Raw genomic sequence first — 22,773 nt, forward strand, 5'->3', positions numbered from 1 at the left:
AATTAGAGTGTTATAAACCCATATTATTGTGAATACGATAAAACAGAGCTTTTAGGTATTCAGTCTCTTCAATCGCAGGGTGTACTGGATGATCTGGTGCTTGAGTTCCACGATAAATTAATTGAGAGAAACGCTCTAACTGACGACTATTACTACGAACAAGATCATGTAAACGTGCGGTTTCAAGATGCATTGAACAAGAAGCAGACACAAGAATACCACCTTTAGCAACCAACCTCATCGCTAGCTGATTCGCTCTATGATAAGCCCCTTCACCCGCTTTAATATCTTTACGACGGGCAATAAATGCAGGTGGATCCATAACAACAACATCAAAACGCTGCTTATCCTCAATTAAAGAAGACATAGCTTCAAAAGCATCACCATGCATGAGATTAGAAACCCCTTCATATTGGTTAAGCTTTAAATTACCGTTCACATAGTTTAGCGCACTTTCAGATGCGTCAATAAAAGTGACATCCGTTGCGCCTGCGGAAGCGGCTTGAACCCCCCAACCACCAACATAAGAGAATACATCAAGAACGCGTTTGCCGTCACAAAACCCCTGCATGGTTTTACGGTTTTCACGGTGATCATAGAACCAACCAGTTTTTTGACCATCCCAAACAGGCGCTTCAAATAGCACCCCATTCTCTTGTAAGAAAACCGTTTCTGGCACAGTACCAAAAGCTTCCTCGACATAAGTTTCCAGCCCTTCGATCTGACGCATTTTTCCGTCGTTTTTCATCAAAATAGCCGTTGGCTTAATAACGTCTTGTAAGGCTTCAATGATTTCGGTTTTAACTCGCTCCATTCCTGCTGTTGAAATTTGCACAACAAGAATGTCAGCAAAACGATCCACAACCAAACCAGATAAGCCATCAGAATCACCAAATACCAAGCGATAATATGGTGCAGGGTAACTCATTTCACGCAATGACAGGGCAATTTTAAGACGATGAACTAATGTAGATTTATTCAATACAGTATCTGTACTACGACTTATTAAACGACCACAAATTAATGTGTTTGGGTTTATCGTGGCAATACCAAGAGGTTTCCCTTGTGCTGTTTCGACAACAACCTGATCTCCTGGAGTAAATTGCTTTAACGGTGTCTCAGAAGTATTTACCTCGTTGCTGTAGATCCATTGATGTCCAGCTCGAAGACGGCGATCAGCCTGACCTTTTAGTCGAATAACGCTCAAAGTTTTCACCTAGTATATTTTAAAAAAACGCTATTATAGAGACTCTAGAGTCAATTGCCATTTATTAAGGAAAGTTACACAACTGAAATCCCTTGGCTTTAAATCACCTCCCTCTAAAAAGACAAGTGATTTAAAACACAAGAATAGTACGAAAGTTTATTGGCGAGGAAACATAACCAAATGATCTAGATGAACGCTCAAACCAATCTCTTGGCCAATTGAATGATCGTGATGGGAGGAAGCAAAGCAATAAACCACTTTGCCAGAAGACAGCTTCACGCGATATAGGAAGTGAGACCCCCTAAACCATTTATTCACTATCACACCAACAAACTCACTATCATCATCATGTAAAATGTCATCAGGACGAACCAACAAATCCACTTCAGTATTGTCTGCAAAACCGTGGTCTAAATCACCACGAATATTACCCAAATCAGAATGTACACAATCTGGTCCACATACGGTTGCAGGAAGGAAGTCACCATGCCCAATAAAACTCGCAACAAAGCGCGTTTCTGGTTCATGATAAATTTGATACGGTGAGCCCGTTTGATGAATCACGCCAGCATCCATAACAAACACCTGATCCGCCATCGCGAAGGCTTCCATCTGATCGTGAGTCACCAAGAGCGCACTCATTTTTTCATGTTGTAATATCTCACGAATATCAGGCACTAACTCTTCACGTAACTTAGCATCAAGGCCGGAAAACGGTTCATCCATTAATAAAAGTTTCGGTTTAGGTGCAATGGCGCGGGCAAGAGCAATCCTTTGTTGTTGACCACCGGATAAAGAATGCGGATAACGAGTTTGAAAGCCAGACAAACCTACTAACTCCAGTAAATAAGCCACTCGCTCTTGTGTACTTTCTTTTGACCAAGCGGATAATCCAAAAGCAATATTCTGGGCAATAGTAAGATGTGGGAACAAAGCAATATCTTGAAATACCATACCTATTTGTCGATGCTCTGGATTCAGGCCATAAGAAGGCGTTGAAATCACCTTATCGTCCATCTGAATTTCACCAGACATTAAGGTTTCAAACCCAGCAATTGCTCGTAATAAAGTCGATTTACCACAACCACTTGGGCCAAGTAAGCAACCAATTTGCCCTTCTAGTAATTGAAAAGAAGCATTTTCGACAACGACGTTCCCACTATAACCAACCGAAACATTGGTTAATGTCATTTCTTTTAACACTTCATGAGGAGGTAACGACGTCATATTCAATCCTATTTCGAGTGCTCAATACGTGAAGAGATAGAGCGACTCAACAAAATCACTGGCACTAACCCCACCAGCACAATCATCAAAGAAGCAGGCGCAGCATCAATCAACCTTTCATCGGATGCTAATTCAAACGCCCTAACGGCCAAGGTATTAAAGTTAAATGGACGCAATACTAAAGTTGCTGGCAACTCTTTTAAAACATCAACAAATACAATCAGCAAGGCCGTTAAAACAGACCCTTTAAGCAAAGGTATGTGAATGCTTTTTAGCACTTTCGCTGGGGACAAACCAAGGGAACGTCCCGCCATATCCATGCTAGGTTTAATTTTACCTAAGCCATTTTGCACAGCTCCAAGCGAAACGGCCATAAAACGAACTGTGTAAGCAAACAAGAGCGCAAACAAGGTGCCAGAGAAAATCAGCCCAACATTTTCACCCGTATAATATTTTATTAAATCAATCAGCCTATGATCTAACCAAGCCAAAGGGACAATGGTTCCGATCGCTATAATCGTTCCTGGCAACGCATAACCTAACCCTGCAATACCAACAGAGGCTCTCACGCTACGCTCATGGTTTAAGCGTATGGCATAACAAAGCAATAAAGATAAGCTAACTGCAATTAACGCCGCCAACGCAGCAAGATAGAAAGAGTTCCACGCCAATTGAACGAAATCCCACCCTGGCAATTCTGCCTTAAATAAGGCCCAATAAATCAATACACCAACAGGAATAATAAAACCGAACAATACAGGCAACCAACAAAACAAGGTTGTCAAAACACCTCGAGCACCTTTTAATTCGATTCGTCGATTCGTCGCCTTACGCAAACCTGAAGAATGATAACGAATACGATGACGAGAATAGCGCTCTAATAAAATCAAAACCGCGACAAATAATAAAAGCACACCCGCCAACTGTGACGCAGCAGCGATATCACCAAAGCCATAAAAAGTCCGCAAGATACCAGTTGTGAAGGTGTTTACACTGAAATACTGCACAGTGCCATAATCTGCCAAGGTTTCCATTAATACTAAAGAAAGACCTGTCACAATAGCGGGACGAGCAAGAGGAAGTGCTAATTTAAAAAATGCTTTTTGACTTGAGTAACCAAGAGTACGACTGACTTCAAGGGTGTTGGCCGATTGCTCTAAAAAAGCTGCACGACTCATCAAGTAAACATACGGATAAAGAACCAAAGTCAACATGACAATGGCCCCACCAAGAGAACGAACCTCAAAAAACCAATATTCTCCGTAGCTCAAGCCTGTCATATTACGAATAAAATTTTGTACTGGCCCAGCAAAATCAAGAACGCCAGTATAAGTATAAGCAATAATGTATGCAGGCACAGCCATAGGCAGTAACAGTGCCCAAGATAAGAATTTACGACCTCTGAACTCACACATACTGGTAAACCAGGCACATGGAACACCAATAGCAAATGCACCACAACCAACGCCAAGCATAAGCAACAAAGAATTTTGCACATAATCAGCTAAAACAGTGTGATAAAGGTGTCGCCACACTTCACCGTCACCAATCAGAACATTTACTAAAACAACCAATATAGGTAACGACAAAATCGCAGCAATACTAATTGCTGCGATTTTTAGCCAATTCCAGTTGGATTTTCTAGCTAAACTCGAATGAGTTAAATCAACCATTAATTATAGAAATCCACATTAAAACAAAATTATTTCCAACCACTAATATCCATTAGCTCAACAGCTTCACGGTTATTTTCACCTAGCTTACTTAATGAAATAGTGTCAGCTCGGAATTTACCAAATGGTGCTAGCATTTCAGGTGCACTAACGCCCTTCACAACAGGATATTCATTATTAACATGAGCATACCATTCTTGTGATGCATGATTAGTCAAAAACTCAATCAATAATGTTGCATTTTCAATGTTAGTTGCTGATGCAGTGATACCGGCACCACTTACATTAACATGAGCACCACGCTCATTTTTACCTTGGTTCGGCCAAAACAACTTCACGCTGTCATAGACTTTCCGTTCATCGGCATCATTACTTTGACCAAGGCGGCCATAATAATAGGTATTCGCCAAAGTAACATCACAAACACCTGCCGCAACAGCTTTCAATAAATCAACATCGCCACCAAAAGGGGGACGAGCTAAATTGGATACTAGGCCTTTAATCCAAGCTTGTGTTTTTTCACGGCCATCAGCTTCTAACATAGAAGCAACCAAAGACTGGTTATAAATATTGGCGGATGAGCGCACACAAATACGCCCTTTCCATTTCGATGTCGCTAAGTCTTCGTATGTTGAAAACTCACTTTCAGAAACTTTCTTCGGATTATAAAAAATGACACGAGCACGTTGAGAAAGACCAAACCAATAACCATCGCTGTCGCGTAAATGGCTAGGAATATTGGCATCTAACACCTCACTTTGAATTGGTTGCAAAACACCTGCTGCTTTAGCTCTGTGTAAACGCCCAGCATCAACAGTAATAAAAATATCAGCAGGACTTGCGTTACCCTCAGCTCTTAAACGGCTCAACAAAGCATCCGCGGACCCTGTAATCAGATTAACAACAACATCATTTTCTTTAGAGAAGCTGTCCAACACTGGAGCAATCAAAGACTCTTTACGTGCAGAGTAAATATTCACTTCGCCCTTTGCTTGCAGACTTGTAGACACAAGCAAAGTTGAGGTTAACGTAATGATTCCAATACTACTTAAAATCGATTGGCGATCCATCATATCGACTACTTTACTTAACTGTATTGCCATATAAACCTTCCACATGCTCAAAGGGCCTCTATGCATAAAAAAGCTTAGAGAAACCAACCAAAAAAATGAGACAAGAAATTAACACAACAACAAGTTTAACACTAGCGATTCTCATTCAATAAAAATGCAATTTTTCAGCCTTAAAGAGAAAGAGTACGATATGTGTAAATGAAACGTTAAAATTGACTTTCAACGTAAATAAATAATGCTCAATATTAATTGAGCATTTGGTTTAATTCATCACTAATAATAAGAGCATCATCTAATTCGTAAACAATACCTTCCGACAAACCAGCGGCTTTTGCGACGGCCATAGGGAAGCCATCCCTTACTAAATCTGGGTCCCTATCATTACGAATACAAGCATTAAGGTAGCAGGCTAAATTTAAGACACAGGCAAGGGGCTTAGGCTCATCATCAGCAAAAGGACGTTTATGATGCTGTACAGCATCTCCTAAGTTCTCGGGAAACTTCCATAAATCCATCAAACTTCTACCTGCATCTTGAGAAGTAAAACCTAATAAATCTAATTCTGCTTTTACTCTTCCAGCCTTACGGCTTGCAACCAAGGCCTGAATTTCTTTTGCAGTATCAGCAGCAGTTAAGTGCAGTAATAATCGTCCAATATTATGAACAATACCTACGGTAAATGCTTCATCCGCTTCAACCAAAGGCGTGCGTTTCGCAAACCATTGAGCCAGTTCGGCAACACGAAATGAATCAGCCCAAAACTCAGGTAAAACAATACCATCAACTTTCGTCACAGAATTGGAAAAACCAGATGCAATTACCAAGGTCTTAAGTTTATCAACGCCTAACAATACCGTTGCTTCATCAATCGATGAAATTTTCCTAGAAAGGCCAAAATAAGCCGAGTTAACCACTCGTAACACTTTTAATGAAATTGTCTGGTCATGGGAAACGCGCTCAGTAATATCTGAGTACTTTACATTTGGATCACTGAGTAACTGAATAAGCTCTCGCACAACATCGGGAACATTAGGCAGCTTGTCGGTTTGCTTGAGAAGATCCTGAATTTGCATACCATCGCACCTTATATATTCTGTTTATTAATCAATACCTAATATACAGCAGAGTATGCTAGCGACCATTTTTTTCAATAGAAAATAAGTAGCGTTTTGCAAACAACCTAATATCTCTATGATGGAAGGCTTTTAAAATCACCTTTACAGGAAAAAATACAAATCAAATCATGAAAAAGAAGCTAATCCAGCAGCACGAGCAATTAACTTTTTCTTCAGCGAAGTGTTACAGTCAAAGCTTTTCATACCAGTATTTCTGAGCTCCACAATAAATGGGTGCTGGGTCGAAAATAGTCGTTTAAAGGTTTCCATGCCTGCCGCCATTGCAATATTGTCGAGCATTCGAGCTCGTTGATAACGCCTTAACACCTTGCTTGTTCCGAGGCTCTCACCCCGTTTGTGTGCTTTACTCAAAACATCAACCAAAGCTTTAACATCTGAGAACCCTAAGTTTGCACCTTGACCGGCCAGAGGGTGAATCGTATGGGCCGCATCTCCAATTAAAGCAATGCCTGATTTCACGTATTCTTTGGCGTGTCGTTGACGTAATGGAATCGCTTGCCTAGAGCGCATAATAGCGAGCACTTCAAAGCGCTTATTAATGGCGTAATGAACGCGGCGACAAAAAGCATCATCCGTCATTGTTTTCAAAACGTTTGCCTCTTCAGGAGGAACACACCAAACAATAGAGACAAAATGCCTATCACCTACATCTGGCAGCGGTAAAAACGCCAAAACGCCTTCTTCACCAAAACTTTGCCATGCCGTATTATTATGAGATTGATCAATTTCAATAGTTGCGGCAATGGCAGTATGTCCGTAATCCCATTCTACCGTTGCAAAATCATTCTCTGAACGAAGTTTAGAACTGCCACCATCTGCCGCAACCAAGACTTGCGACTCTAGTCGATCCCCTGATTCCAAATCGACTTTTGCACTATTTTCAGTTAACTCATAAGAGGCCAGCCCATTATTAAAATACAAATCAATATTTTGATTATTCTGTATTTGCGCCATCATTTGATGACTTAAAACGGTATTCTCAACCAAGTCTCCCAATTCTGACATGGCCGCTGAGCCTGCATTGAAGTCTATATAACCTGAACCAAGACCATCCCAAACGACAATATTATCATAGGGAGCGATTCGTCCTTGCGGAATGTTTTGCCAAACATTAGCCGCTTCAAGTAATGCTTTTGACTGGCTGGAAATGGCACTTACTCTGGCGTCATAAGCTGGAGGGGTTGATAGTGTGTAAGCACCATTATGCTTATCAATGAGCGCAACTCGCAAAGAAGATTTAGCCAAAAGTATCGCCGATAGCGCGCCAACCATCCCAGCACCCACTATAATTACATCGTACGATTTAGCCATATTCCCATTACTCCAATTTGCTGCTTACACACAATAACTCTTACACTTACTCTTTTAACGACCTTGAGCCATCAAGGCTTCAATGTCTGCAATTTCTTTTGCTAAACCATGGGTTAAAACATATGGGCCTTCTGCACGAATAAGTACATCATCTTCAATACGAATACCGATACCTCGCCATTTATCATCAACTGATTCGTTATCGACAGAAACATACAAACCCGGCTCAATGGTTAACACCATACCTTCTTCAAGCAAACGGGATTCACCTGCCATTTTATAAGTCCCACAATCATGAACATCCAACCCCAACCAATGTCCTGTATTATGCATATAAAAATCTCGGTATGCCTTGCTTTCGATCAGGAGATCAACATCACCACTTAACAAACCGTGAGTCACTAAACCTTCCGTTAGCGTTCGAACTGCTGCGTTATGACAGGCTTCGTAAGGAGTACCGACAGTTAACTGCTTCATACCCGCATGATACGCATCTAACACCACTTGATACAAAGCGGCTTGAGGCTCACTAAACTTACCATTTGCAGGAAAAGTACGAGTAATGTCTGCGGCATAACAACCTAATTCAGCCCCCGCATCAATAAGGATTAAATCACCGTCTTCAATAAGCTCATCGTTCTTAATGTAATGCAAAACACAAGCATTACTCCCCGACGCAACAATGTTGTTATACGCAGGCTGACGTGCACCGGATTTCATAAAGACGTAATTTAATTCCGCTTCTAACTGATATTCCATCATGCCAGGACGAACCGAACGCATTGCTTGTTTATGGGCTTCTACGCTGATTTGTGCAGCGGCTTCCATAATGGCGATTTCTTCTGCATCTTTGAATAAGCGCATTTCAGCAATGAAAGGACCAACGTCCGTGAATTGTGTCGGAGCAATTGCTCCTGCTCTTGCACGGGCGGCTAATGCATCACGGCAAGCTGCAATTTTTTCACGCAAGACACTGTCATTAAATAAGTAAGCAACATTGGCGACACCATTTAATGCAGTAACCATCACATCATCTAATTGATCAAGGTCCGCAGCGTCATTCGCACCAAAGCTTTTTATTGCCCCTTCTGTACCAAAACGAAAACCATCCCACTGCTCTTTCTCTGGGTCTTTCGGCAAAGTAACCAAGGTCATATCACCATCAGCACCAATGATTGCGTAAGCACTTGGTTCAGGGAAACCAGTCAGATAAAAGAAACTACTATGAGGACGAAACTCATACTCACAATCATTATTACGAGTTGCCAACTCACCAGTACGAATAACTACCACACTGTTTTCAGGTAAAGATTGCATCAAACGCTCACGACGCGCTTGGTAAGTTTGAGTATCAATTTTCATAAAACGTCTCTCTTTTTACGGTCGGTACACATTATTAATGTAACGGATTTTTCTTCGTATGATCGATATTAGGGTTCACATCATGATGTTCTGTATACATCATCATGGCAGACAATCTAACGTATTCAACCAATTCGGTTAAATCTGCTTCATTATCATTGCTGTCTTCTAACACTCTCATTTCCGCTTGCATGCCGGAAATATTAGCAAAGTCACGAAGTATCTGTTTCGTTTCATCAGAAAGCGTATTTTTTTGCCCAGACAAACCATAGCCAGCCAAAAAACCATGCGCCCATTGAGATAAGGTTACACCTCTTTCACAAAGCTCTGCATCATCATCGGAAATACTCGGTACAAGCGCGTATTCGCCGTTTTGCAACAAGGTCAATGTGGCCGTATAAAGTTCAACGATTACCGCACGACTTGCCTCTTCCTTCCAACCTTCTATATCGCAAAACTCAGCAACCATGGTCAACCAATCTTCTAGTGGTAACACCACACCAGAAGCAAGATAACCACACAGTTGACCATGCAATTCTGCAGGCGATGCCGAAATAGATTCAGAAACAAAAACATCAGCGATTAAATCGAAGTCCAATGCGTCTTTTAACATTTCTGTGGGCGTTGTTCTGGACATAGCGTGTTTACCTACTCTTGTTCAATTCATTATAAAAAAGAAGCCGCACCTAATGGCGCGGCTTTTTGTTTCGACCTTAAATGCTTAGCCTAATTGTTTAAGGCCAGACTCTAAGGTTTGTAAAATCAGGGTATTAATTGTCATTGGGCCAACGCCACCAGGAACTGGCGTATAAGCTGCCACTCTGTTTGTCAGAGGGGCCAATTCAATATCACCAACGCCACCAGGATGATAACCGGCATCAACAACCACTGCGCCATCTTTAATCCATTCCGCTTTGATAAACTCTGGTTTACCTACTGCACCAACAACCACATCCGCTTGTTTAATCAAATCGGCTAAGTTTTTAGTACGGGAATGACAAATTGTCACTGTTGCATTCGCGTTCAGCATCATCATCGCCATTGGTTTGCCCAATATTGGACTACGACCAACCACAACAGCATGTTTACCTTCTAACTTCACATCGTATGCTTCAAGTAAACGCATAATGCCCGCAGGTGTTGCCGCACCATAAGCAGGTTCTTGCATTGCCATACGACCAAAACCAAGACAGGTCACACCGTCTACATCTTTACGAGCTTCAATTGCATCAAAGCAAAGACGCTCATCAATTTGCTCTGGCACAGGGTGTTGCAACAAAATACCATGAACATCAGGGTTAGCATTCAGTTCTTCGATGGTATTCAGCAATTCTTCTGTCGTGGTACTTTCAGGTAGCTCAATTGCTCTCGAGTCCATACCAACTCGACGACAAGCATTGCCTTTCATTTTCACATAAGTCGCTGACGCTGGATCAGCACCCACTAAAATCGTTGCCAAAATAGGCGTACAACCGGTACGTTCTTTAAGCTCAGTAACTTGAGCCTGTAGGCGGTTTTCAGTTTCTTTGGCGCAAAGTTTGCCGTCAAGAACCAATGCAGTCATGAAAGAGCTCCAGTAATAATAGAGTGATATATGAGGGACGGATATTGTACCCCAAGTTTTGATTCGATAGGCAGTGCCGAACTAATTTTGTTATTCAAAGTCGCAATAAAACAATGCAGAGTCGATCTTATGCTGGTTCTAAATAATCCACAATCAGTTGCAGATTACGCTGCCCACGAAACTCATTGATATCCAGCTTATACACTAGGCGAATTTTATCTGCTTTATTATTTGGCCATTTCTCCAAATCCACAAAGAAACTGATCGCATCCAATAAGAGGCCACTATTCCGCTCACGTACCATGAGTTTAAGATGCTTTTCGCCGACGATACGCTGCTGAAGAACATCAAAAACACCATCAAAAATAGGCTCTGGAAATGCCTGCCCCCAAGGTCCAGATAACCGCACTTGCTCAGCAAAGCTTAAGCTAAAATCTTCTGCTGCAAGGGGACCATCGGTTAGAAGCTTCGCCTCTAATTGCTCAGGTGTTACCCATTCAGTAATAATCGCATCAAACGCTAGACAAAATGCTTCGTAATGAGACTCTCTAATAGTCATACCAGCAGCCATGGCATGCCCACCAAACTTACTTAAAAGCTGTGGATAACGTTTTGCTAATAAATCCAAAGCATCGCGAATATGAACACCTGCAATAGAACGGGCCGAGCCTTTTAATTCGTCATCCCCTACTCGAGCAAAAGCAATCACTGGACGATGACATTTGTCCTTCATTCGGGAAGCTAAGATACCAATAACTCCCTGGTGCCAATCAGCATCATAGAAACACATGCCATTCGGCATCTCTTGCTCATCATCTAATAGGGTTTCTAAAACTAGCTCTGCCTGTTCTTTCATATCCGATTCAATCGCTTTGCGCTCACGATTAAACTGGTCGAGCTGTTGAGCATATTCACGAGCTTGATGTGAGTGAACCGCAAGTAAGCACTCGATACCAATCGACATATCATCAAGACGCCCAGCCGCATTCAGTCTTGGACCCACAGCAAAACCTAAGTCTGATGCTTTTAATTGAGTATGATCGCGACGACCCACTTCTAATAAAGCCAGAATTCCAGGTCGCGCCAACCCAGCCTGAATACGCTTAATACCTTGCTGCACAAGAATGCGGTTATTCGCATCCAGTGGCACAACATCTGCAACCGTACCCAAGGCCACTAAATCCAAATAATCCGCCATTTTAGGTTCAGGAATATGTTGCTCAGCAAACCAATTACGTCTATTAAGCTCAGCACGCAAGGCTGACATAACATAAAAAATCACCCCAACACCGGCTAAGTTTTTACTTGGAAAGCCACACTCTGGATGATTTGGATTAACAATCGCATCCGCAGCTGGCAAGGTACCGCCTGGTAAGTGATGATCTGTTACAACTACCTTCATTCCATAGGCTTTTGCCGCTAAAACACCATCAATACTGGCAATGCCATTATCAACAGTTACTAAAACTGCGGGCTCTTTCTCTTTAGCAACTTCAACAATTTCTGGAGTCAAACCGTAGCCAAACTCAAATCGATTTGGTACTAGATAATCTGGTGCAATAGCCCCCATTGCTTCTAAAGCCAAAATACCGAGGCTTGTACTAGTGGCACCATCTGCATCGAAATCACCAACAATCAGGATTTTCTGACCAGCCACAATAGCATCTGCCAAAATACGGCCTGCGGCCGCAAGGTCAAATAAAGAATCTGGTCGTAATAAATGTGGCAATCGATAATCTAGCTGCTCTACAGATATAACATCTCGTGCCATAAACACACGCTGCAAAGTAGGTGACATACTTTTAGGAAAATTATTTTCTACAGTCGGAACACTCCGACGCTCAATACGCATAGCAATCTCAAAACTAAAAAAGAGGAATAATTACTAAAGAGAATATCATGAAAGAAGGCGTACTTTCAGTACAGAGAAGTTCGCCGGGGATGTTTATTACTAAAGATGAGAGGATCTGTGATAAATGTCGAAACCATATAAATCAGTGATTTATTCTTGTCTGGTTTGGTTCCGACCACCACGCTTTGCGCTATACAAACAATTATCAGCAAGCGTTATAGCTTCACGCAAGGAAGTAGATTCATTCATCGTCGCAATACCGATACTTAACGTTATGTGAAACACATTACCCTGATAAGTAAATCCATGAGATTCTATTTGTGTACGAATTTTCTCGGCTAAGAAATAAACCTCAGATTTATCGCAATCACCAACAGCAATAAGAAATTCCTCTCCCCCCAGCGTGAAGCAAAGCCATCATCAGGAAGAGAAGATTGTATTATATTTGCCAATTCTTTTAGTGCGTAGTCACCAACATCATGACCGTAATCATCATTAACTCTCTTAAAGAAGTCCACATCTGCCAATAATAAATGAAAGTGTTCACCTGTATTATCTTCTAAACGTTGTAACATTCCTCGACGATTTAACAACCCAGTTAATGAGTCTATATAAGCCACTAATTTTAGCTTAGTAGAAGTCTCTTTTAACTCACGATTAAACCGAGACATTGAGTATTCATAAATACCAGATAAAAACACTACAACTAAGAAAGAAAACAAAATTCGAGATTTTAGTGCGTCATGATAACCAAACTTAGCAAAATCACTGCTCATAAAAAACATGACAAAAATTAAAACTAAGGTAAATATGCCTAATTCGATCAACCCCCTTTTCATTCCATGCAGAAACAATGAAACAGCAGGTACGCAAAATATCCACACATGCCCAGTTCCGTTAGATCCACCTGTATAAATAAGGTAAATCATTAAGGCATACAAAGGATAGATAACAAAATTACCAGAAACAGAATAATTATGGGTATAACGCAGATAAACGTGATTTATTGCATATAAAAAAGCAACAGAAATTAAAGCTACACCTAGAGTAATATCATTATTAAAGAGAGACAAAATACCTAAAGGTAAAGTAAAAAGAACCCCGACACTTCCAAAAAAATTAATAATAAAAACGCGTCGAACATCCTCTGAAAAAATATCATCAGTAACTCCAACATAGAAAAAAGCCAACAAGCTAGATCTTGGTTGAATACTTTTACCTTTCTCAGTTGTTTTTTTAAAATTATTTTTATTCGAATCTGTTGTCATGCAAACTCTAGCGTGCTTTTTCGCACTCAGCTAATTAGTAATCACTAATATTACACCAAGAAATAAGATAGCTCTCTTAATATTGCACGTTTGTTACAAATAACAACATTTCGATATTAGAACTAATATAATTCTAAATTAAGCAGGATATAAACGAGACAACAAAACTGGCACAACAGTTTCTACCTTCAAAATTCGGTCACCTAAATGAACAGACTCCATACCAGCTTCCAACCATTTTTCTACTTCAAATTCGTTCCAGCCACCTTCAGGACCTAGAGCTAAAACACAGGGTTCTTGAATATTAATAGGACAAGGTTTTGCTAAATAAGGATGCGCTAAAAGTCCAATTCTGTCTTTCAAAATAGCTGGAAGTTGATCTTCCACAAAAGGCAGAAAGCGAGGAATTAAAGACCATTTTGGCATAACCGTGTCTTTCGCTTGCTCTAAACCTTCTAACAAAGATTGTTCAATGGATTCCGTTTGCAGAACAGGGCTTTGCCAATAACTTTTTTCTACTTTTGCAGAGTGAATTAAGTAGAGCTCTTTCACTCCCATTGCGGCAATATTACTGAGTGTTCTTTTCAGCATTTTAGGCCTTGGTAAAGCCATAGCCAAAATAATTGGCAGAGCATCAGGCGCGGGCGAAGTTAGGTTTAATGAGTGTATATAACCAAACCGATCATCGGTTGGTGGCTCATAAACCCCCTCTCCTATTTTCCCATTTAATAATCCAACCCTTAATATATCACCCTGATTTGCTTTAATGACTTTAGAAATATGCGTTTGTTGTCGGGCAGACAAGGAAAATTGATCAGGCTGAAGAGAGAGCTTAGGGTCAAGTACAATTAAATTCATAGGAAAGTCGATTACCTATAATGGTTGATAGGGAATACAAAAACGGCCAATCATGGATTGGCCGCTTCATTAGTTCAATAGACGCAATCAGATGTGTTTAGCAACAAAAGCTTGGACATCACTCAAATTATTATCCAACACTTCATAAGACTCTTGACGCTCAAAAAGGTCTTTCATGTGCTCAGGCAGCCTTGGTGTTTGACAACCCGCCTTCTCAACGGCATCTGGAAACTTAACCGGATGCGCTGTAGCTAAAGTAATCATAGGTACAGATTTGTTTTTCCAGCAATGGCGAGCCGCTTCAAGACCAATTGCCGTATGCGGGTCAAGCAAATATTGAGTTGATGCGAATACATCAGCAATCACTTCACAGGTTTTCTTATCATCGACTTTATAGCTATCAAAGTTCTCTTTTACATAAGACCAAGCTTGGTCATTCAGAGACACATCACCTTGATTAAAGCGCGCCATTAAATCATCAATAGCCACCCCATCACGTCCATGAGCATCAAACAATAGACGTTCGAAGTTGCTCGATACCATGATGTCCATACTTGGAGACAAGGTAACGTTTAACGATTGACGGCTCATGTCATTCTCAGCAATAACACGATGTAAGATATCGTTTTTGTTGGTTGCTACAACAAGTTGATCGATTGGCAAGCCCATTTTCTTCGCTAGATAACCGGCAAAAATATCGCCAAAGTTACCCGTCGGAACAGAAAAAGACACCTCACGATGCGGCGCACCAACAGACAAGGCAGAAGAAAAGTAGTAAACGATTTGAGCCATAATACGCGCCCAATTTATTGAATTTACCGCACCTAACTTAGCACCTTTCAAAAAGCTTTGATCTGCAAAGCTGGACTTAACCATACCCTGACAATCATCAAAATTTCCTTTCACGGCAATGTTAAAGACATTGTCGTCAATGACAGTTGTCATTTGACGGCGTTGCACTTCAGAAACACGCTCAAAAGGATGCAAGATGAAGATATCGAGATGCCCTGAATGACGACAACCTTCGATAGCAGCAGATCCCGTATCACCAGACGTCGCACCCAAAATCACAAGTTTTTCTTTGCGTTCAGATAAAACGTAGTCCATTAAACGACCCAGCAATTGCAATGCAAAGTCTTTAAAAGCTAACGTAGGGCCACGGAATAACTCCAAGATCCATTCGTTATTTCCCACTTGAACCATAGGCGCAATAGAAGAATGATTAAAACCAGCATAAGCTTCATCAATCATTCGTTTAAATTCGCTCTCAGGAATATCACCTTCAACAAAAGGCCACATCACTTTAAATGCTAACTCTTGATAAGAAAGATTTGCCCATGAAGCAATCTCTTCTTTACTGTAATGGGGCAAACTTTCTGGCACATACAAGCCGCCATCATTTGCCAAACCAGCCAGTAGCACATCAGCAAAAGACAATGCAGGTGCTTTGCCACGAGTAGAAATGTATTTCATATCTTATTCTCTCTTACGCCAAGTTTTCGACACGGATTCGCTGAACAGTACCTGCAACATCCGGTAAGGCTTCAATCGCAGCAATAGCTGTATTCATATTGCGCTCTTTCACATCATGAGTCATAACAACGAGGGGCACTAAATCACTGCCCTCTCGTTCACGCTGAATCAATGATTCAATACTGATTCCATTCAAAGATAAAATCTGTGTAATATTCGCCAATACGCCTGCACGATCTTGAATCGTCATATTCAAAAAGAAACCACATTCGATTTCTTCAATTGGCAATATTTCCATATCAGACAAGGCATCTGCTTGGAAAGCTAAATGAGGGACTCGATTCGTTGGATCAATAGTCAAGGTACGAGCAACATCAATAACATCAGCCACGACAGAAGAACCCGTCGGCAAAGCACCTGCACCTGCACCGTAAGTCAATGTAGGCCCAACAACATCACCTTGAACCATGATGGCATTCATTACACCATTCACATTAGCAAGTAATTGTTTATGTGAAACCAAAGTAGGATGAACACGCAATTCAATACCATGCTGAGCTCGTCGCGCAATACCTAGATGTTTAATCGAGTAACCAAGCTGATCAGCAAATGCCACGTCTTCAGCAGTAATTCGGCTGATACCTTCTGTGTATGTTTTCTCAAACTGAAGAGGAATACCAAATGCAATAGAAGCAAGAATTGTCAACTTATGGGCAGCATCAATTCCTTCAACATCAAAGGTCGGATCCGCTTCAGCATACCCGAGAGCTTGAGCTTCCGCTAAAACATCATCGAAATCGCGCTGTTTTTCACTCATTTCAGAAAGAATAAAGTTACCTGTACCGTTAATAATACCAGCCAACCAATCAATTCGATTTGCAGATAAACCTTCGCGTAAGGTTTTAATAATTGGAATACCGCCCGCAACCGCCGCTTCAAAAGCAACAATAACACCCTTTTCTTGGGCCCTAGCAAAGATCTCATTGCCATGCTCAGCAATAAGCGCTTTATTTGCTGTCACAACATGTTTACCGTTCGCAATTGCTGTCAGGACTAATTCTTTAGCAACCGAAGTACCGCCAATCAATTCCAGTACAATATCAATCTCTGGATTATTAACAACGTCGAAAATGTCACGTGTAACATTCATACCTGTGGTGTCACACATATCGTTATCACGACGAGCACCAATTTGCTCAATCACAATACTACGGCCAACACGTCGTGTAATCTCTTCCGCATTATTCCGAAGAATGTTAAAACTGCCGGACCCAACAGTTCCCAGCCCACAAATTCCGACTTTTACCGGTTTCAAAACAATACCCCACAGAGATAACTTAATTATTATAAGTGATTAATATAAAACTGATTCATTATACCGACAGTACTACGCAAACCCAACGTACAAAAGGCTGAAGTAGCCTTTTGTTTGGTGTAATATTTTGCGATAAGGCTATAACCCAAGACGTTTAACCAATTCAACAGCAGGCAAATACCCAGGCAAAAGCGTACCATCACCTAAGACAATACTTGGAGTGCCACGCACACCAACTTCGTTACCTAGATTATATTGATCAGCAACTGGATTAACACACTTATTTTCTGGGATTTGTTTGCCTAGTTTTGCATCAGAAAGCCATTCTTTAGGATTGTCAGAACACCAAACGCTCACCATTTTTTGATAAGACTCAGAACCAATGCCTGATCTAGGGTAAGCCAAATAACGCACTGTCACACCAGAATTATTGAGCTGGGAAACTTCTTTATGAAGCATTCGACAGTAGACACAATCCACATCAGTAAAGACAGTAATATGAGCTTTTTCGTTCTCTGCCTTATAAACAATCATATCCGCTTCTGGCAAGGCTTCAATTTTAGCAAGCTTGGCTTTCTCAGTTTCATTTTCAAGCAAAGTTCCTTCTATACGATAAAGGTCACCAGCGACAAAATACTTACCATCTTTAGTGACATGCAATACCGGCCCACCCTTGAGGCTCACCACGTACAGCTCAGCACCTTCATGCAATACAACATTTTCTATTTCATACTGAGGTAAAGCTGCTTGCACAGAAGACAAAACATCAGATTCATTAGCAAAAATGATATTAGAGAACAATAAAAATGCTGCGCCCAAAATGGATTTACGAGACAACAAAAGGAAGATTTTATTCATGAAGAACCTCAAAGAGAAAAATAGTCTCTATTAGGCCATATAGAAGGGAGTTAGTTCCATAAAAAAAGGCGACTTACGTCGCCTTTTTTGAAACAGAAAAAATTAACGTTTAGTCAATTTTTCTTTAATACGTGCAGACTTACCAGAACGCTCGCGTAGGTAGTAGATCTTAGCTTGACGTACGTCACCGCGACGCTTAACTTCGATGCTATCAACTAATGGGCTGTAAGTTTGAAAAGCACGCTCAACACCAATACCGTTAGAAATTTTACGAACAGTAAATGCTGAGTTAAGACCACGGTTACGCTTAGCAATTACAATACCTTCATAGGCCTGTAGACGCTCACGTGAACCTTCTTTTACTTTAACTTGGACAACAACAGTATCACCAGGACCGAAGGCTGGGATTTCTTTTGTCATCTGTTCAGCTTCTATCTGCTGAATCAATGTCGTTTTATTACTCATGGATGTGACTCCCAATAATATAGTTTCTTATTAGCACGAAGGTTTCCTACTAATAAGCCGCAATTCTTACTCTGCCGAGGTTGAATCTTCAGTTTCGCGAATAAACTCTTCTAACAACTTCTGCTGTTCCTTGTCCAACTCAAGTTCTTGCAGAAGGTCTGGCCGGCGCTGAAAAGTTCTTCCGAGCTTTTGCTTTAATCGCCAGCGTCTAATCTCCTCGTGGTTGCCACTAAGCAGCACTGCCGGCACGGGTTCACCGTTTAGCACTTCTGGGCGAGTATAATGCGGGCAATCTAACAAACCATCAACAAACGAGTCCTCGTCTGCAGAAGCCTTCTTTCCTAGCACTCCAGGAACCATACGAAATACAGTATCCATGAGCACCATTGCCGGCAACTCACCACCACTTAGGACAAAGTCACCAATGGACCATTCTTCATCAATCTCAGATTGAATAAAACGCTCATCAACGCCTTCATAACGACCTGCTACCAGAATAAATTCTGCTTGCTTAGCGAGGTGTTGCACGCCTTCTTGCGTTAGCGTACGCCCTTGAGGGGATAGATAAATAACTTTTGCATTGGGCACCAATTTCTTAGCACTCTCAATCGCATCTTTAAGAGGCTGAACTTTCATCAGCATCCCAGGACCACCACCATAAGGTCGATCATCTACTGTCTTATGCTTGTCATAAGTAAAGTCTCGAGGATTAAAAAAATCCACTTCAACCAAACCAGACTTAATGGCTCTGCCCGTTACTCCATATTGAGTAATGGCTTGAAACATTTCCGGAAAGAGCGATATAACGCTAACCTTCACGTTGCGACCTCAGCTTCTCTGGTTAAAATTCCGGATCCCAATCAACTACCATTTCCTGCAGCTCTAAATTGACATTTAAAACATACGTTCCAGGAGCATAAGGAATCAGGCGTTCTTCACGGTCAAAACTACCTTCACACGCACGGATAACAACAACATCATTCGCACCGGTTTCCATAAGCTGAGAAACCTTCCCCAAGAGGACACCCTCTTTGGTAACAACCCTTAGACCTTCCAGCTGACTCCAGTAATAATCACCTTCATCTAATGCCGGTAGCTCTTTGCTATCGATATAAACATCCATACCGCAGATCTCTTTTACTTGATCTCTGTCGCTATAACCTTTAACCGATGCAACCAAACCACGCCCTTGCAAACGCCCTTGGCTTAATTCTATGGTTTTCCACCCACTAGGGGTTTTCAACCACCAATGCTTGTAATCAAAGATTCCTTGCATTGGATCAGTGTGTGAATATAACTTCACCCACCCTTTAACGCCGTAAACCGATGTAATGCGTCCAACGACAAGGGCTTGCTCAGGAGCGGCCGCTTGTTTTAATGTAGACATAGCATTACCTCAATATTAAGCGTTTTTGCTAGCATCTTTTACAAGCTGCGCAGCACGGTCAGAAAGTTGAGCGCCTTGGCTAACCCAATGATTTACGCGATCTAAATCGATGCGTAGACGTTCTTCTTGACCACGAGCAACAGGGTTAAAGAAACCCAAACGCTCGATGTAACGACCATCACGTGCACGACGGCTATCAGCCACGTTCAAATGATAGAATGGGCGCTTTTTAGAGCCACCACGAGAAAGACGAATAGTTACCATATTATTGGCTCCTTATTGCTTAACGAAACCCCCTTGCCGAGTCGAATTTTAGACTCATACTACAAGAAGGCGGCATATTCTAGTCGATAAACCAGAAAAACAAAAGGGCGATTTGCTCGCCCTTTCAATTAAACTGACAGTTTTTTGAAAACCACCAGCAAAAACAGCTAATTAGCTCTACATTTTAGGGAAACCACCGCCTCCGGGCATACCACCACCGGGCATCATTCCGCCTAGGCCACGCATCATTTTCTGCATTCCACCTTTAGAGCTAAATTTCTTCATCATTTTTTGCATTTGTTTGTGCTGCTTAAGCAAACGGTTCAAATCTTGAATTTGCAAACCAGCACCTGCTGAAATACGTTTTTTTCTAGAACCATTTATAACATCAGGATTACGACGCTCTGCCGGTGTCATAGAGTTAATTAAGGCTTCCATCTGAACAAACATTTTGTCGTTCACTTTGTCTTGGATATTCCCTAGCTGCCCCATACCTGGAAGCTTATCTAACATGGAACTCATGCCCCCCATGTTTTTCATTTGCTGAAGCTGCTCTTTAAAGTCTTCTAAATCAAAGCCCTTGCCTTTTTTCAATTTCCCAGCAAGTTTCTCGGCTTTTTCTTTATCTATTTTTTGCTCTGCTTCCTCTATTAAAGAAAGCATATCCCCCATCCCCAGAATACGAGAAGCAAGGCGATCAGGATGAAATGGCTCTAGCGCATCTGTCTTTTCACCGACACCCAAGAACTTAATTGGCTTACCAGTAATATGACGAACAGATAAAGCCGCACCGCCACGGGCATCACCATCTGTTTTCGTTAAGATAACACCGGTTAACGGCAGCACATCACCAAAAGCTTTCGCGGTATTCGCTGCATCTTGCCCTGTCATCGCGTCCACGACAAACAAAGTCTCGATTGGATTTACCGCAGCATGCAGAGCTTTGATCTCCGCCATCATATCTTCATCAACGGATAAACGACCCGCGGTATCAACGATCAAAACATCTTTGTGCGCTTTCTTGGCGTAATCGATGGCACCATTAACAATATCAATAGGTTTTTGCGACAAATCGCTCGGAATAAAATCCACACCTACTTCGCCAGCAAGAGTTTCAAGCTGTTTAATTGCAGCTGGACGATACACATCGGCACTAACAACGGAAACGGATTTCTTTTCACGTTCTTTTAAATATTTTGCCAACTTAGCGGCAGAAGTCGTTTTACCAGCCCCCTGTAAACCTGCCAATAAAATAACAGCTGGACTCGCAACACGAAGATTTAAGCCATCGTTTGCTTGCCCCATTACATTTTCAAGTTCTTGCTTAACTATCTTCAAGAAAACTTGACCAGGACTTAGGCTTTTTGAAACCTCAGTACCTACCGCACGTTCTTTAACAGCAGCAATAAAGTCTTTTACTACAGGTAGCGCAACATCTGCCTCAAGAAGCGCCATACGTACTTCACGCAGGACTTCCTGTATATTATCTTCAGTTAATTTAGCTCGACCTCGAATACGGTCAAGCGAGGAAGTTAAACGATTCGATAAATTGTCGAACATATTGCCCTCAAATTTGGCTCTAAATGGAAAAAACCTACAGTTTCAGTTTATCCAAGGTGAAATTGGCTCTATTATAACGGATAAATGATTTTCACCCTATACCTTTACTCTGCGGAACCTTTAGTTTCATGATTCAATTATCGCTTTGGCTTGCTTGTATTGTTTGTTTAGTTGCTAGCGCAGCGTACTTCTTTCGCCCAGAACAACGCCTCACACAATACATAGGTGCTTTCGCAATCGCGGTGCACACTTTTTCACTAACGCAATTATTACTCAATCGTGATGGTTTTAATTTTTTAACCATTGGATTATTAATTGCGCTAATCGGCAATAGCCTCCTCTGGTTTAGCAACCGAGATAAAGACCTATCCATTCTACTAGGAGCCGCATTTTCGCTAGGTTCAATTATTATTGGCTTAAATGCAATTGAACCATGGAACCTAATGCAATTATATAGCAGCTCCTGGGGAACAAGCGCCCACATTCTTATTGCCTCTGCAGCTTATAGTTTGTTCACTGCGGCCTGCGGCGTCGCTATTTTACTATCAATCCAAGAGTACCAACTAAAGCACCATAAATTAAAGCAATTGCTTAGAGTCCCTCCATTACAAATTTTAGAGCAACTGATGTTTGAATTTATCTGGGCCGCATTCATCTTACTTACGATTACCATCGCAACGGGCTTCTATTTTATTGAAGACATGTTCGCACAACACCTTGCTCATAAAACTTTTTTCACCATTGCCTCTTGGTTCGTTTTTTCTGGTCTTTTATTGGGCAGACATTTAGTTGGTTGGCGTGGCCAATTAGCAGTCAAGCTAACTCTTAGTGGCTTTTTTCTACTAATGCTTGGTTACTTCGGAAGTAAAATCGTTTTACAAATATTACTACAATAGTCTACAAATTGACGAAGTAGTTTG

General features: G+C 41.3%; 20 protein-coding genes and 1 pseudogene. 1 reads left to right on the plus strand and 20 read right to left on the minus strand.

What is annotated here, in order from left to right; genetic code table 11:
* Positions 1–10: 10 nt before the first annotated feature.
* From AC0L3Y_RS02150 to ffh, 20 genes and pseudogenes are all read right to left on the minus strand, one after another.
* Positions 11–1,207, minus strand: coding sequence for a class I SAM-dependent rRNA methyltransferase (locus AC0L3Y_RS02150; RefSeq protein WP_473468202.1), 1,197 nt, complete (start codon positions 1,205–1,207; stop codon positions 11–13).
* Positions 1,208–1,363: 156 nt separating this feature from the next.
* Positions 1,364–2,434 carry an ABC transporter ATP-binding protein gene (locus AC0L3Y_RS02155; protein WP_473468204.1) on the minus strand — a complete coding sequence of 357 codons (1,071 nt, stop codon included), beginning with the start codon at positions 2,432–2,434 and terminating at the stop codon, positions 1,364–1,366.
* An 8-nt stretch (positions 2,435–2,442) separates the two neighbouring features.
* On the minus strand, positions 2,443–4,107 hold the full coding sequence (locus AC0L3Y_RS02160) for an ABC transporter permease (RefSeq protein ID WP_473468206.1): 1,665 nt from the start codon (positions 4,105–4,107) through the stop codon (positions 2,443–2,445).
* A gap of 29 nt (positions 4,108–4,136) precedes the next feature.
* Positions 4,137–5,210 carry a Fe(3+) ABC transporter substrate-binding protein gene (locus AC0L3Y_RS02165; RefSeq protein ID WP_473468208.1) on the minus strand — a complete coding sequence of 358 codons (1,074 nt, stop codon included), beginning with the start codon at positions 5,208–5,210 and terminating at the stop codon, positions 4,137–4,139.
* A 215-nt stretch (positions 5,211–5,425) separates the two neighbouring features.
* Positions 5,426–6,253, minus strand: a complete 828-nt coding sequence (locus AC0L3Y_RS02170) for an HDOD domain-containing protein (protein ID WP_473468211.1) — start codon at positions 6,251–6,253, stop codon at positions 5,426–5,428.
* Between the two features lie 168 nt (positions 6,254–6,421).
* Positions 6,422–7,627, minus strand: coding sequence for a UbiH/UbiF/VisC/COQ6 family ubiquinone biosynthesis hydroxylase (locus AC0L3Y_RS02175; protein ID WP_473468213.1), 1,206 nt, complete (start codon positions 7,625–7,627; stop codon positions 6,422–6,424).
* A gap of 54 nt (positions 7,628–7,681) precedes the next feature.
* On the minus strand, positions 7,682–8,989 hold the full coding sequence (locus tag AC0L3Y_RS02180; RefSeq protein ID WP_473468215.1) for an aminopeptidase P N-terminal domain-containing protein: 1,308 nt from the start codon (positions 8,987–8,989) through the stop codon (positions 7,682–7,684).
* 34 nt (positions 8,990–9,023) lie between these two features.
* Positions 9,024–9,626, minus strand: a complete 603-nt coding sequence (locus tag AC0L3Y_RS02185) for a UPF0149 family protein (RefSeq protein WP_473468218.1) — start codon at positions 9,624–9,626, stop codon at positions 9,024–9,026.
* A gap of 84 nt (positions 9,627–9,710) precedes the next feature.
* A complete protein-coding gene (gene folD, locus AC0L3Y_RS02190; RefSeq protein WP_473468220.1) occupies positions 9,711–10,553 on the minus strand; it encodes a bifunctional methylenetetrahydrofolate dehydrogenase/methenyltetrahydrofolate cyclohydrolase FolD in 843 nt (280 codons plus the stop codon).
* Between the two features lie 127 nt (positions 10,554–10,680).
* Positions 10,681–12,405 (minus strand): single-stranded-DNA-specific exonuclease RecJ, encoded by a 1,725-nt coding sequence (gene recJ, locus AC0L3Y_RS02195; RefSeq protein ID WP_473468222.1) that lies wholly within the window; start codon positions 12,403–12,405, stop codon positions 10,681–10,683.
* A gap of 150 nt (positions 12,406–12,555) precedes the next feature.
* Positions 12,556–13,673, minus strand: a pseudogene (locus tag AC0L3Y_RS02200) (GGDEF domain-containing protein).
* 138 nt (positions 13,674–13,811) lie between these two features.
* Positions 13,812–14,531 (minus strand): 16S rRNA (uracil(1498)-N(3))-methyltransferase, encoded by a 720-nt coding sequence (locus tag AC0L3Y_RS02205; protein WP_473468224.1) that lies wholly within the window; start codon positions 14,529–14,531, stop codon positions 13,812–13,814.
* A gap of 87 nt (positions 14,532–14,618) precedes the next feature.
* Positions 14,619–16,004, minus strand: coding sequence for a threonine synthase (gene thrC / locus AC0L3Y_RS02210; RefSeq protein WP_473468226.1), 1,386 nt, complete (start codon positions 16,002–16,004; stop codon positions 14,619–14,621).
* 13 nt (positions 16,005–16,017) lie between these two features.
* Complete coding sequence (locus AC0L3Y_RS02215) at positions 16,018–17,319, minus strand: homoserine dehydrogenase (protein ID WP_473468227.1); 1,302 nt, start codon at positions 17,317–17,319, stop codon at positions 16,018–16,020.
* A gap of 138 nt (positions 17,320–17,457) precedes the next feature.
* On the minus strand, positions 17,458–18,177 hold the full coding sequence (locus tag AC0L3Y_RS02220; RefSeq protein ID WP_473468229.1) for a thioredoxin fold domain-containing protein: 720 nt from the start codon (positions 18,175–18,177) through the stop codon (positions 17,458–17,460).
* A 102-nt stretch (positions 18,178–18,279) separates the two neighbouring features.
* Positions 18,280–18,642 carry a 50S ribosomal protein L19 gene (gene rplS / locus AC0L3Y_RS02225; RefSeq protein ID WP_473468230.1) on the minus strand — a complete coding sequence of 121 codons (363 nt, stop codon included), beginning with the start codon at positions 18,640–18,642 and terminating at the stop codon, positions 18,280–18,282.
* Positions 18,643–18,708: 66 nt separating this feature from the next.
* Entirely contained in the window at positions 18,709–19,461 is a 753-nt protein-coding gene (gene trmD / locus AC0L3Y_RS02230) for a tRNA (guanosine(37)-N1)-methyltransferase TrmD (RefSeq protein ID WP_473468232.1), read from the minus strand.
* Between the two features lie 22 nt (positions 19,462–19,483).
* Positions 19,484–20,029 (minus strand): ribosome maturation factor RimM, encoded by a 546-nt coding sequence (gene rimM / locus AC0L3Y_RS02235; RefSeq protein WP_473468234.1) that lies wholly within the window; start codon positions 20,027–20,029, stop codon positions 19,484–19,486.
* Positions 20,030–20,044: 15 nt separating this feature from the next.
* Positions 20,045–20,293: a 30S ribosomal protein S16 gene (rpsP, locus tag AC0L3Y_RS02240; protein ID WP_012071436.1), complete on the minus strand. Its 249-nt coding sequence runs from the start codon at positions 20,291–20,293 to the stop codon at positions 20,045–20,047.
* Between the two features lie 177 nt (positions 20,294–20,470).
* Complete coding sequence (gene ffh / locus AC0L3Y_RS02245; RefSeq protein ID WP_473468239.1) at positions 20,471–21,853, minus strand: signal recognition particle protein; 1,383 nt, start codon at positions 21,851–21,853, stop codon at positions 20,471–20,473.
* A gap of 128 nt (positions 21,854–21,981) precedes the next feature.
* On the opposite strand from ffh, the gene AC0L3Y_RS02250 reads away from it, so the two are divergent.
* On the plus strand, positions 21,982–22,749 hold the full coding sequence (locus AC0L3Y_RS02250) for a cytochrome C assembly family protein (protein WP_473468242.1): 768 nt from the start codon (positions 21,982–21,984) through the stop codon (positions 22,747–22,749).
* Positions 22,750–22,773: the final 24 nt, after the last annotated feature.

The sequence above is a fragment of the Marinomonas sp. GJ51-14 genome (assembly GCF_055808695.1).

What these genes read in the sequence shown, in the direction of transcription:
- AC0L3Y_RS02205 (WP_473468224.1), bottom strand. Translation starts at nt 14,531, where the DNA reads ATGAATTTAATTGTACTTGACCCTAAGCTCTCTCTTCAGCCTGATCAA.
- thrC (WP_473468226.1), bottom strand. Translation starts at nt 16,004, where the DNA reads ATGAAATACATTTCTACTCGTGGCAAAGCACCTGCATTGTCTTTTGCT.
- AC0L3Y_RS02250 (WP_473468242.1), top strand. Translation starts at nt 21,982, where the DNA reads ATGATTCAATTATCGCTTTGGCTTGCTTGTATTGTTTGTTTAGTTGCT.
- AC0L3Y_RS02170 (WP_473468211.1), bottom strand. Translation starts at nt 6,253, where the DNA reads ATGCAAATTCAGGATCTTCTCAAGCAAACCGACAAGCTGCCTAATGTT.
- AC0L3Y_RS02220 (WP_473468229.1), bottom strand. Translation starts at nt 18,177, where the DNA reads ATGAATAAAATCTTCCTTTTGTTGTCTCGTAAATCCATTTTGGGCGCA.
- AC0L3Y_RS02180 (WP_473468215.1), bottom strand. Translation starts at nt 8,989, where the DNA reads ATGAAAATTGATACTCAAACTTACCAAGCGCGTCGTGAGCGTTTGATG.
- AC0L3Y_RS02160 (WP_473468206.1), bottom strand. Translation starts at nt 4,107, where the DNA reads ATGGTTGATTTAACTCATTCGAGTTTAGCTAGAAAATCCAACTGGAAT.
- AC0L3Y_RS02185 (WP_473468218.1), bottom strand. Translation starts at nt 9,626, where the DNA reads ATGTCCAGAACAACGCCCACAGAAATGTTAAAAGACGCATTGGACTTC.
- folD (WP_473468220.1), bottom strand. Translation starts at nt 10,553, where the DNA reads ATGACTGCATTGGTTCTTGACGGCAAACTTTGCGCCAAAGAAACTGAA.
- recJ (WP_473468222.1), bottom strand. Translation starts at nt 12,405, where the DNA reads ATGCGTATTGAGCGTCGGAGTGTTCCGACTGTAGAAAATAATTTTCCT.
- ffh (WP_473468239.1), bottom strand. Translation starts at nt 21,853, where the DNA reads ATGTTCGACAATTTATCGAATCGTTTAACTTCCTCGCTTGACCGTATT.
- AC0L3Y_RS02155 (WP_473468204.1), bottom strand. Translation starts at nt 2,434, where the DNA reads ATGACGTCGTTACCTCCTCATGAAGTGTTAAAAGAAATGACATTAACC.
- rimM (WP_473468234.1), bottom strand. Translation starts at nt 20,029, where the DNA reads ATGTCTACATTAAAACAAGCGGCCGCTCCTGAGCAAGCCCTTGTCGTT.
- rplS (WP_473468230.1), bottom strand. Translation starts at nt 18,642, where the DNA reads ATGAGTAATAAAACGACATTGATTCAGCAGATAGAAGCTGAACAGATG.
- AC0L3Y_RS02165 (WP_473468208.1), bottom strand. Translation starts at nt 5,210, where the DNA reads ATGGCAATACAGTTAAGTAAAGTAGTCGATATGATGGATCGCCAATCG.
- rpsP (WP_012071436.1), bottom strand. Translation starts at nt 20,293, where the DNA reads ATGGTAACTATTCGTCTTTCTCGTGGTGGCTCTAAAAAGCGCCCATTC.
- AC0L3Y_RS02175 (WP_473468213.1), bottom strand. Translation starts at nt 7,627, where the DNA reads ATGGCTAAATCGTACGATGTAATTATAGTGGGTGCTGGGATGGTTGGC.